This window comes from Nonomuraea sp. NPDC026600, from assembly GCF_040638335.1.
Classification (GTDB): Bacteria; Actinomycetota; Actinomycetes; order Streptosporangiales; family Streptosporangiaceae; genus Nonomuraea.
This window is the reverse complement of record NZ_JBEZYD010000002.1, coordinates 497,613-510,234: the sequence shown is the minus strand read 5'-3', so window position 1 is coordinate 510,234 and position 12,622 is coordinate 497,613. Positions and strand designations below refer to the sequence as shown.

Here is a 12,622-nt window from a genome sequence, read left to right as displayed (position 1 = left end):
CGCCTTTCTCACGGAGGGCAAGAGATGACGAAACACTTCGTCATCCCGGACGGGGGTGGCCGGTCATAGGCGCGACCGGTTCGGCGGCCGGCGTGATCGTCCCGAAACCGGTGCCGGCTCGCCGCAGCAGATTCGCCAGCTCGGTTCGGGAGGTGATGCCCAGCTTGGGGAAGGCACGATAGAGGTGGTAGCCGACGGTCCGCGGGCTGAGGAAGAGCTGGGCGGCGATGTCCCGGTTGGACGAGCCCTGCGCGGCGAGGGACACGACGTGCCGCTCCTGCGGCGTCAGCCCGCGCAGTGCTTCCGGCAGCGGCTCCGCCGGGCTCGCCTCCCCTGTCGCGCTCAGCTCGGCCGCGGCGCGCTCCGCCCAGGGGGTGCTGCCCAGCGACTCGAACGCGGCCCGCGCGGCCCGCAGATGAGAGCGGGCTTCGGACCTGCGCCTGATCCGGCGGAGCCACTGCCCGTAGGCGAGCTCGGTCCTGGCCCGCTGGAAGGAGGCCGGGGACGGGCCGTGCAGGTCGAGCGCGCCGATGAAGAGCGGCTCCGCCTCGCCATCCGGCGCGACCAGCGCCCGGCAGCGCAGCGCCACCGCGCCCACCCAGCGCTGACGCGTGTCGCCCGCCCACCGCTCCAGCAGGGCGAGCGGCTCGGCGGCGGCATCGGGCAGGTCGGCCTGGACGGCCGCGTCGACCAGGTCGGCCGCGCAGTGGACCGCGATCACCGGGTGGTGCGCGGGGCCGGCGACCACGCGCGCGAGGTGCTCCACAGCGGCGCCCGCCCGGCCCCGCCCCAGCTCCATCAGGCCGAGCGCCCAGGTGGCCAGCGCCGCGCTGGCCGGCGCGTCGTGGTCGGCGCAGGAGGCCAGGCTCGACTCGGCGTAGGCCCGGCAGCGCTTCTCGTCGCCGCTCAACGCGGCGATCAGTGCGACCAGGCCGCTCAGATGCCCGACGCGGTGGGTCTGGCCGAGGTCACGGGCGAGCTTCAGCCCCTCGGTGGCCTGCCTGAGCGCTTCGGCCTTGCGGCCGCTCAGCAGGAGGGCCTGGGCCTGGAGCTGCAGGGCGTACGGCAGGAGCCCCATCAGGTCCTGGTGGCGGCAGTCGGTCACCAGCGTGGAGGTCAGCCGCAGCGCCGAGCCGGCGTCGGCGGCCATCAGGCCCAAAGAGGTGGCGGTGATGGCTTGCTGGGTGGCCAGGGCGGGCGTGTGCTCGACCAGCTCGCCGATGGCGGCGAAGCCGCTGAACGGGTCACCGGCCATGATCTTCGCCAGCGTGGGCAGCGACCGGGCGAGCGGAGCGGACCATGAGGGCCGGTCCTCGGCAGCGCCGCTGGACGTCCAGACGGCGGCGGCGATCTGGGCGGCGAGCCCCTCGTCGCCGCTGTAGCCGAACAGCCGGATCGCGTCGGCGATCATCACGATGGCCATGGCTTGGTCGTCGTCGCCGATCCTGGCCGCCGCATCGAGCAGCATCCGCGCGGCCTTGGTCGGCGAGCCGATCTCGGACTCCACGGTGGCCAGCACGCGGGCGGCCGAGGCCAGCGTCGAGGGTTCGGCGCTCAGCACGGTCGCGCGGGTCGCCAGGTCCGCCGCGCGGCGCAACTGACCGGCGTCGCACGCGGCGACCGCGGCGGCGGCAAAGCGCTGGGCGCGTGACTGGGGGTCGGTGGTCAGCTCGGCCGCGCGCTCCAGCGCCGACGACGTCCCGATGGCCGCCAGCTCGCGCGCGATCTCCTCGTCCGGCCCCAGTACGGCGGCGGCGAGATGCCAGACCCGCCGCTCGGGCGACACCTCGGCCAGGGCCCGGTGCGCGGCGATGCGGGCCGAGACCGGCGCGGACTGGTAGGCGGCGACCAGAATCAGCAGGTGGCGAGGGGTGAGCCCGGCCTGCCGCACCTCGACGAGCTGGGCGGTCTCGGCGGGTTCCAGATCGGCCGGGGTCGCTCTGGCGGTGGCGAAGAGCTCGGAGTGCGCGCCCGGAACCGCCTCGGTGGCGGCGAGCAGCTCGGGCAGCGAGGCCGCCGGGTCGGTGGCGGCCAGCAGGAGGAGGAAGCGAGTCCGGTCAGGCAGGGCGCGTAAGCGCTCGCCGTACAACTGATCGGCCCGCCGCGAACGCCCGGACCAGCCGGTATACAGGCCCAGCGGCGACAGCCCGCCCTCGGCCTGCGCGGGGCTGATCCCCTCGGCCAGCTCGCACAGGGCCAGCGGATTGCCGCGGGCATCACCGACGATCCGCTCACGCACCTGCGGGACGATGCCCGGCCTGCGCTCGGCGACGATGTCCAGCGCTGCCTGCCGGTCGACACCGGGCAGGTCCAGCTCGTCGATCCCGCGCAGCGCGGGCAGCTCGCCCTCGGCGGTCACCAGGATCACCATGCGGGCGGCGGCGAGGCGGCGGACGCAGAAGGACAGGACCGCCAGGCTCTCCCGGTCCAGCCAGTGCGCGTCGTCGATCAGGCAGAGCACGGGCCCCTTCCCCGCCAGGTGACGCAGGAGGTTCCAGACCGGCAGGTACGGCCGGGCGGGTTCGCCATCGGGCACCTGACCTCGCGGTTCCGGCTCGCCCAGGTGGTCGAGGACGTCGCGCTGCTGGGCGGGCAGGTGTTTCCAGCGCGGGCGGGTGGTGGCCAGCAGCATGTGCAGGCCGCCGTATGGGAGATGGGACTCCTCAGGCGTACCGGAGGCGCGGAGTACGATTTGATCACTCGCGATCTCGGCGGCGAAGGCCAGCAACGCGCTCCTGCCCGCCCCGGCTTCCCCGCGCATCAGCAGGGCGCCGCTCTCACCAGCGAGAAGTCGCATGATCCTGGCCTGCTCCGCGATGCGCCCGTGCAGCACGAGGCGAGAGTACCGGACTTGTAGTGGATCTCATACCTAACCGGGAAGGTTCGGACGACCTAGATCCACGTCCCCTGTACTGATGTGGGACGGACAGGTGGCAATTACGGTCGCCGCCGGAGGTCTGCATGAGGAATCGTTGGGCTACCCGTCTTTGCGCGGCACTGACAGTGAGCACCCTTGTCATCAGCGTCGCAGCTCAGGGAGCCTCCGCGACTCCCAAGGAGCCCACGCTCCCCGAGCAACGGCTCGGCTCGGCGGCGAACCGTGCCCATCAGGTGGCGGCGGACGCGACCCAGGCGCGGACCGAGCCGGCCAAGCGGGCCGCCGCCAAACCGCCCAAGGGGACCGTGCCCCAGGAGGCCCCGAAGACGCCCAAACCTGTCTCCCGGCTGTCGAACAAGCCGCAGCGGGTGGGCGGGGCGACCGGCAAGCCGGGCAACAGCGAAGTCCACGGGTTCGACGCCGAGCAGAGCCAGGTGGTGCCAAGGCTGGGCGACGCGACGTCGAAGGTCTTCCAGAACCCTGATCACACCTACACCGTGCGCACGTACTCCAGGCCGGTGCGGTACCAGACGGCCACCGGCGAGTGGGCGGACATCGACCTCAACCTGACCGGCGCGGCCGGCCGCTGGCGGCAGGCGGCCAACGACGCCGGAGTCGAGGTGGCCGACAACGCCGCCGACCCCAGGCTCCAATCGCTCACCTTGGACGAGGGCCACAGCCTGTCCTTCGCCCTCCAAGCGGCAAAAAGCACCAAAGCCAATATTTCCGGAAATATCGCGAAATACAGTGAGGTGCTGCCGGGGACCGACATCGAGGTCGAGGCCACCTGGAACGGGATCAAGGAGTCGCTCGTCCTGACCTCGCGCCAGGCCGCGACGGGCCCCTGGGACTTCCCCTTCCAGGCCAAGGGGTTGACGGCGCGAAGCTCGCCGCAGGGCGTGGAGTTCGTCGATGAGCGAGGCGCCGTCCGCGTCACCGTCCCCGCCGGATTCATGCGCGACGCCGCGGGCGCCCGCTCCGACGCGGTCGGCTACACCCTCATCGGCAACGTCCTGCGGGTCAGCGTCGACCAGAAGTGGCTGCATGCCGAGAAGCGCGCGTTCCCCGTGGTCATCGACCCTTCCTCCTACGTACGCACCACGAGCGGCGCCGCCTCCGACACCTACGTCGACAACCACTCCGGCGCCAACCACTCCGGCGGTGACCAGCTCCTGGTCGGCTCCCAGGACGGCACCAAGCGCAACAACACCTACATCAACTTCAACCTCGCCGCCCAGATCCCCCACGCCTATGTGACCGGCGCCGCGCTCTTCCTCTACAACACCCTGTCGAACTCCTGCTCGGCCAACCCGGTCACGGTGAAGGCGATCACCAGTAGCTGGAACGTGGGCACGATCGCCTCCTATCCCGGCGTGACCCTCGGCGACACCTGGGGCTCGGCCAGCTTCACCGGCGGCGTCACCTGCGGCGGCGCCGGCTGGGCATGGATCGGGATCAACAGCGCGGGCCTGTCCGCCCTGTCGGACTGGACCAACGGCGCGGGTAACAACGGTTTGGCGCTGACCGCCGACAGCTTCAAGGAGTTCGCCAGCGCCAACTCGGCCAACCCGCCGTACCTACAGGTGGATTACAGCCCCTGGCGGGCGCTCTACGCGATCGGCTCCGATGCCACGATCGACCCGCCGGTGACGGCCAACACCGCCGGCCGGCTCCCCGTCACGGTGATCAACAGTGGGATGAACTCCTGGTCCCCCAGCACGGTGAAGCTGGGCTACAAGCTCTACACCACCGGCGGCACCTTCGTCGGCAGCTCCACCGCGGCCGCGAGCCTGCCCGCCACGATCGCCAACAACGGCTCGGCGAAGGTGAGCGCCACGATCGACCCGCTCAACCCGGGCTCGTACCAGGTCTGCTGGGACATGGTGACGAACGGGCAGTTCTTCTCCGACTGGGGCGTACCCGTCTGGTGCGTCAGCCTGACCGTGGTCAACATCCCGCCCCAGATCGACTCGATGTGGCCGGGCAGCGGGTACGTGGAGTCCACGCTGACGCCGGAGTTCACGGTCACCGGCCATGACGAGGACGAGTGGCCCGGCGGGTCGCTGAACTTCATCTTCAACGTCTGCCTGCTCTCCGACCTCAACACGTGCCCCGTGGCCGGCCTGGTCAAGGGCGGCTCCAGCACCGGTGAGCAGAGCGCGAACTGGACGGTGCCGCAGGGCAAGCTCAAGTGGGGCGAGCAGTACGTGTGGCGGGCCCTGGTCACCGACGGCAATACCTCCAGCCCGGCGACCGGGTGGAGCACGTTCAGCACGGTCGTGCCGCAGCCCCTGGTCTCCTCACACGTCTCCGACAGCGCGGGCACGGCCGCCGTCAAGGGCGTCGACCCGCTGACCGGCCAGTACGCGGCCACCACCACGGACGCCGGCCTCACCACCGCCGGTCCCGCGCTGGCGATCACCCGCTCGTACAGCAGCCTGAACTCCCGCGCGGGGATGTTCGGCGTGGGCTGGACCACCGCCTACGACATGAAGATCGTCACCGACGCGGACTGGACCGGCAACGTCGTGGTCACCTACCCCGACGGGCGGCAGGCGCGCTTCGGCCGCAACCCCGACGGGACGTTCGCGCCGCCCGAGGGCCGGTCGGTGAGCTTGGTCAAGACCGATGCGGCCTGGTTCCTGCGCGACAAGTCCGGCGGCGCGTACGTGTTCGACCCGAGCGGCCGGTTGACCGCGATCTACGACGACGACCTGCACGGCGAGTTCCTCACCTACAACGGCGACGGCACCCTCGCCAAGGTCGTGAACAAGCTCAGCGGCCGCGGCCTCTACTTCACCTGGGCGGGATCGGTGGTGACCTCGGTCGCCACCGATCCCGCCCAGGGAGCGCCCGCGTGGACCTACGGCTACGGCTACGGCCTGCTCGCCCACGTCTGCCCGCCGGGCACGACGACGGCCTGCACGAAATACACCTACGACATGGTGTCGCACTACCGGACGGCCGTCGTGGACGCCGCTCCCACGATGTACTACCGGCTCCACCAGAGCGCGACCAACGAGGCCGGGCAGTTCGTCGGCCAGGACGACGCGGAGGCGGTCAACCTGGCCTACGGCGCGGCGGGCGCCCCGGCCGGGACCACGGACGGCTCGGCGACGTTCAGCGGCACGAGCTCCTACCTGCGCATGCCGTACAACATCACCGACGACACCACCTACTCGGCGGTCGGGATGTGGTTCAGGACCACCAAGGCCGGCGTGCTGTACGGCGCGCAGATGAACACGCTGGAGGACTCCCGGGGGCCGCTCCCCTGGGGCTTCCTGCCGATGCTCTACGTCGGGACCGACGGGAAGCTGCACGGCCAGCTCGCCGACGACGGCAGCTGCGGAGGGATGAGCTCGACCACGGCGGTGAACGACGGCGCCTGGCACCACGTGGTGCTGACCTCGAGCGGAACCTGGCAGGGCCTGTACGTGGACGGGACGATCGTGGACGACCGGTCCAAGCAGATCGTGCCGACCCGCCTGCCGTACGCCAGCGTCGGTGCGGGCTACGTGACCACCTGGTGCCCCGCCGCGCCCACCGACACGCGCGGCCACTTCACCGGCCAGATCGACGACCCCGCCTTCTACACCCACCCGCTCGGCCCCACAGCCGTCACCGCCCAGTACAAGGCCGGGCAGTACACGGGCGTGCTGGAGACGGTCAAGCTGCCTTCGGGCAAGCTGCAGGCCACGCTCGCCTACGACGCCCAGAGCGACCGCGTCGCCTCGGTGACCGACGCCAACGGCGGGCAGTGGCGGGTGTACCCCGCCCAGACGCAGGGCTCCACCGAGTACTACCCCAACGCGGTCCTGAGCGCCCGGCCGCGCGAGTACTACCGCCTCGCCGAGTACTCCGGCACCCGGGCGGCCAGCGCGGCCTACGGCGATGGGCGCGACACCGACGCGACCTACCACAGCGTCACCCTGAACCAGCCCGCGCCCATCGTCCTGGCCACGGGCGGCGACACGGCCGCCGGGTTCAACGGCTCCAGCTCCTACCTGGAGCTGCCCGACGGCGAGATCAAGGGCGGCGGCGACCTCTCAGCGGAGCTGTGGTTCAAGACCGCCAAGCCCGGTGTCCTGCTCGCCTACCAGGCCCAGGCCCTCACCGACCCGGCCGGGCCGCAGGCGAACTACACACCGGCGTTGTACGTCGGGACGGACGGCAAGCTGCGCGGCCAGTTCTGGGACGGCGCCGCGGTCGCGCCGATCACCACGAGCACGGCCGTGACCGACGCGAGCTGGCACCACGTGGCCCTGACGGCCTCCGGCGGCACCCAGTGGCTCTGGCTGGACGGTTCCGTGGTCGGGACCAGGTCCAAGGGGCCGGTCTCCACGATCGCGCAGGACCATGTCTACGTCGGCGCCGGCTTCATCGCGGGCAACTGGCCCGCCAAGCCCTCGGACACGCTGGGCCACTTCACCGGCACCATCGACGAGGTGGCGATCTACTGGAGCAGCCTGCACACGGACGCGATCCAGGCGCACTACAACGACGTCGCGACGTTCGGCACCCCCGCCACCACCGTGCTCGCCGCCGACCCGGGCGGCAAGGCGATGGTCTACAGCTTCGACCCCCGGCACGGCGGCCGCCCGACCTCCCTGTACGACGCGACGGGCGGCACCACCCGCTACGGCTACGACCTCAACGGCAACCTGGCCACGGTGACCGACCCGGACGGGCACACCACCCAGCTCTTCAACGACGACCGGGGCAACCCGGTCATGAAGGTGACCTGCCGGGGGCCGCGCTCCTGCCAGACCTCCTACTTCACCTACTACCTGGACACCGGCAACCCGCTGAACCCCCGCAACGACAAGCTCACCGGCACGTTCGACGCCCGGGCCACCTCCACGAGCGACACGGACCACCGCACCAGCTACACCTACGACATCTCCGGCGACCTGCTCAGCGTCACCACACCTCCGGTGGGCGGATCCGGTACCGGTCGCACCACCAAGTACGCCTACACCGACGGCACCGAGGCCGCCGTGGACGGCGGCACCGTCCCGGACGCGCTGCTCGCCTCCGTGACCACCTCCGGCGGCAAAACCACCCGGTTCGGCTACCGCCAGAACGGCGACCTCGCCCAGGTGGTGGACCCGGCCGGGCTCACCACGAAGTACGACTACGACAGCGCCGGCCGGCCCATCGCCGTGGCCCAGGTCTCCGACGCGTTCCCGAACGGCGTCGCCACCTCGATGGGGTACGACGCCCTCAACCACCTCACCGCCACGGTCGGCCCCGCGACCACGGACGTGATCAGCGGCGTCAAGCACCTCCCGTGGGCCATCTACACCTACGACGTCGACGGCAACGTCACCCAGGTCGACCGGATGGACCCGACCGGCAAGGACCCCACCCGCACCACCACCTACACCTACGACTCCGCCGCCCGCGTATCGTCCGTCAAGGACGCCGCCGACAACACCACCACCTACGGGTATGACGTCTACGGCAACCTCAACCGCACCGTGGACGCCACCGGCGCCGACTACCGGCAGGTCTACGGACCGACCGGGCTGCTGCTGACCACCAGCCTCGCCAACTGGGTGGGCGACCCGCTGAACAACGACTCCCCCAAGGAGCTGGTCCTCGAATCCCGCGCCTACGACCCGGCCGGACGCCTGGCCACGGTCACCGACGCCATGGGCCGCACCACCCGCAACCACTACTACGACGACAACCTGCTCGAATCGGTCTGGGCCGAGGGCTTCCACAACGCCGACGGATCCACCCGGGACATCCCGCTCCAGCAGAACACCTACGACAGCGCGGGCAACCTCATCCAGCGCGTCACCGGCAACGGCAAGAGCACGACCGCCTACACCGTGGACGCCGCCAACCGGACCACCGCGGCTCTGCTGGACCCCGCCGGCCTCAAGCGCAAGACCACGTATGGCTACGACGATGACGACCGCATCGTCTCCCTGGTCCAGGCGCAGGACAGCGGCTTCACGTGGACCACGTTCGACCTCGACCCGCTGGGCCGGCCCCTGTCCCAGAAGGTCTGGGACGGCGACGAATGGCTCACCACCTCCTGGACCAGGGACAAGCGGGGCCTGCCGCGGACGATGACCGACCCCCGTGGCGCGGTGACCGACTACACCCATGACGAGGCGGGCCGGCTCACCATGACCAAGGCGCCGACGGTGGCCGTCGAGCACCTGGGCAGCACGCCGTTCAACGTCAGGCCGCAGACGCGGGCCGGCTACAACAGCTTCGGCGACGTCGTGACGAGCGAGGACGCCGAGGGCTACCGGACCACGTTCGCCTACGACGGCATGAGCCGGCCGCTCAGCGTCACCCTGCCCTCCTACCAGCAGGTCGGCACCGGTGCCACGGTGGTCGCGGGATCCACCGCGATGTACGACGCGCTGGGCCGCGTGACGCGCTCCGTGGACGCGCTCGGCCACGGCGACACCTACACCTACGACCAACTGAGCAACGTGGTCGCCACGACCGACGCGGCGGGCAAGCAGTCGCGCTCGGGCTTCGACGTGGCCGGGGAATGGCTCTGGACCCGGGACCAGGCGGGACGGGTGACCGGGGCGACGTACGACGACCTGGGCCGCCGGATCTCCGAAACCGCCGTCGACCGCACACCCACCGCGGCCGGGTACACCACCGCCTACGAGTACGACGACGCGGGGAACCTGACCTACGCCACCACGCCGTCGGGCGCGCGCAGCCAGTTCGGTTACAACGCGGCGGGCGAGGTCGTGGTCGACGTCGACCCGCTCAACCAGGGCCACTGGTACACCCGTGACCACGCCGGCCGGGTGACCAAGGTCTCCAACCCGGACGGCACCAGCAGCACGGTCACGTTCGACGGCGCCGGCCGGGCGACCGCGGTGGCCGATCTCGACGCGTCGGGCAAGCAGCTGCGGCCGATGACGATCGGCTACGACGACGGAAGCAACCCGGTCACCGTCAACAGAGCCGGCGGCGGGGTCACCACCTACGACTACGACGCGCTGAACCGGCTGGCCGGCCAGCACGAGAAGACCACGTCGACGCACACCGTCAACACGACATTCGGCTACGACGCGGTCGGCAACACCACCCGCTTCACCGACGGCAACGGCAACGCGACGACGTACGGCTACAACCCGTGGAACCTCCAGGTGACGATGCTCGTCCCGGCGACCACGGCCTATCCCGCCCTCGCCGACCGCCAGACGATCACCGACTACGACGCGGCCGGTCGCCCCGTCCAGGTCAAGAAGCCGGGCGGGGTCACCGTCGCCCGTACCTTCGACGCGCTGAACCAGCTCACCGCGGAGACCGGCGCGGGCGCCGAGACCGCCACGACCGCCCACAGCTTCGGTTACGACGCCGTGGGCCGGCAGACCTCGGCCGGGGGCGACACCTTCGGCTACGACGATCGCGATCATCTCGTCAGCACGGCGGGGCCGTCCGGCACGGCGTCCTTCACCTACGACGCCGACGGCCGCATGAAGACCCGCACCGACAAGGCGGGCACGGCCACCTACGGCTACGACGCGGGAAGCCGCCTCACCACGGTCCGCGACCCGCTCACCGGCGGGACCTCGACCTACTCCTACGACTCGATGAACCAGCTCAAGGCCGTGGACTACGGCGGCGCCAAGCGCTCCTTCGACTACGACGCGTCGCACCGGCCCACCGCCGACACGCTCAAGACCAACGCGGGCGCGGTGCTGGCCGCCATCGCCTACGGCTATGACGACGCCGACCGGCTCACCAGCAAGACCACGGCCGGAACGGCGGGCGCCGCGGCCAACACCTACGGCTACGACCTGGCCGGCAGGCTGACGTCGTGGAACTCGGTCGCCTACGAGTACGACGACGCGGGCAACCGGACCAAGGCCGGAACGGCCGCCGCCGCCTACGACGCACGTAACCAACTGGTCTCCGACGGGTCGGCCGGCTACGCCTACTCGGCGCGCGGCACCCTGAGATCCAGGACGCCGACCGGCGGGAGCGCGAGCGCGACGAGCTACGACGCGTTCGACCGGATGATCACCGACGGTGCCACGGCCTACGCCTACGACGGGCTGGACAGGGTCGCCTCCACCGCGGGCCGCACGTTCAGCTACTCCGGCCTGGGCAACACCCCGGCCGCGGCGGGTACCGAGCTCTACGGCAGGGATCCGGCGGGCAACGTCGTCTCCGTCGCGGGCCTGTACGCCTTCACCGACCGGCACGGCGACCTCACCGCCACCTTCACCGGCGCGGGGGTGCTGACCGACTCGGTGGCCTACGACCCGTACGGGAAGGTCGTCGCCAGCTCAGGCACCAAGCGGGGCGTCGGCTACCAGAGCGGCTGGACCGACCCGGCCACCGGCAAGGTCAACATGGCCGCCCGCTGGTACGACCCGGGAACCGGCGCGTTCCCCAGCAGGGACACACTCGAGGTGAATCCGATGCCGTCGGTGAAGGGCAACCGCTTCACCTACGCGGACGGCGACCCGCTCAACCAGGTGGACCCGACCGGTCACTTCGGCTGCCCCGCCTTCGTGTGCGGCACCGCCAAGAACGTGATCAAGGTCGTCAAGATCGACATCGCCAAGCCGATCCTGACCGCGGCCGACTTCGTCCTCACCGGTGGCGGGGCGGCCGGCGCGGCCGCGCGCGGCTCACGGTTCTGCGGTCCGCTCTGGCTCGGCTGTCTCGCGGCGGCCGGCGTCGTCGCCGGCGCTGGCTACCTGGCCGGGAAATGGTGGCAGAACAACTGGTGGAAGGGCTGGCCGGACGGCAGCGGACCGTCCATCGATTACCCGGGCGGCTCCTCGCCCGGCAAGGGCAAGTCCGACGGCACGCCCGGCGCCGACGACGAGCCCGGCGCCTCGCCGGGCAAGGGCACGAAGACCCCGCCCAAGGCGGATCCGCCGCCGCCTCCGCCGCCCACGCCCCAGGAGCTGGCCGACATCGCCGCGAAGACGCGCGCGACCAGGCCGGGCCCCATCGACCACGACCAGTTGCCCGGCCCGGCGGGCATCTCCCTGGCCGACGCGCTCGACAAGGGGCTCAATCACCGGGTCGACAACGCCATCGACAAGATCCTGGACAAGGTCGGCGTGGCCTTCACGCCGATCGAGGCCGGAGCGGGCGACGGGCAGCCCAACGGCGGCCTCGACCCGGCCCCGCACGTCATCGGCCAATGCTCAGGGGTGTTCGGCGCGGACGCGATGCAGGACTGCCGCGTCGACCCGGGCCCGGGCGTCCCGCCGGATCCGACGGTGCAGCTGGACCCCTGCCGTGGCGTGACGGGCGCCGGCGCCGCCTGCTCCTCCGAGGACGGGCTGTCCCTGGAGGACGTGGCGTACGGCGGCGGCGATGGTGCGGGGGCGCGCGGGCTGTTCGGCGGTGACTCCGTCAAGCTGGCACGCAGGGCCGTTCCACGGCCGCACTGGAGCGAGAAGCTCCCGATGAACATGGACACGGTCCGGCGGGTGGCCCGAGACTGGGACATCCGGATCGACGACCTGAAGATCAGGATCGACAAGAGCATAGACGGGCTGGCCGGGGTGACCTATCCCGATCAGAGGGTCCTGCTGCGGCGAGCGGCCTTCCGCAGCGAGGAACTGCTGGCCCGCACCCTCGCCCACGAGCGGTACCACGTGGAGGACCTGCGCCTGGGCGGCCCCTACCCGCAGACCCAGGAAGAGTTGGACCCGTACGAAGACCGGGCCTATGCCTTCGAGGACGATTGGTGGGACAACCATCCACGTAACCAGTGACTCATGGGGCCGG

General features: G+C 71.2%; 2 protein-coding genes. One reads left to right on the top strand and one right to left on the bottom strand.

Annotation, left to right across the window (positions count from 1 at the left end):
- Positions 1–40 precede the first annotated feature (40 nt).
- Positions 41–2,833, bottom strand: a complete 2,793-nt coding sequence (locus AB0F17_RS05745) for a LuxR family transcriptional regulator (RefSeq protein WP_358016817.1) — start codon at positions 2,831–2,833, stop codon at positions 41–43.
- A 170-nt stretch (positions 2,834–3,003) separates the two neighbouring features.
- On the opposite strand from AB0F17_RS05745, the gene AB0F17_RS05740 reads away from it, so the two are divergent.
- On the top strand, positions 3,004–12,609 hold the full coding sequence (locus AB0F17_RS05740) for a LamG-like jellyroll fold domain-containing protein (RefSeq protein WP_358016814.1): 9,606 nt from the start codon (positions 3,004–3,006) through the stop codon (positions 12,607–12,609).
- Positions 12,610–12,622: the final 13 nt, after the last annotated feature.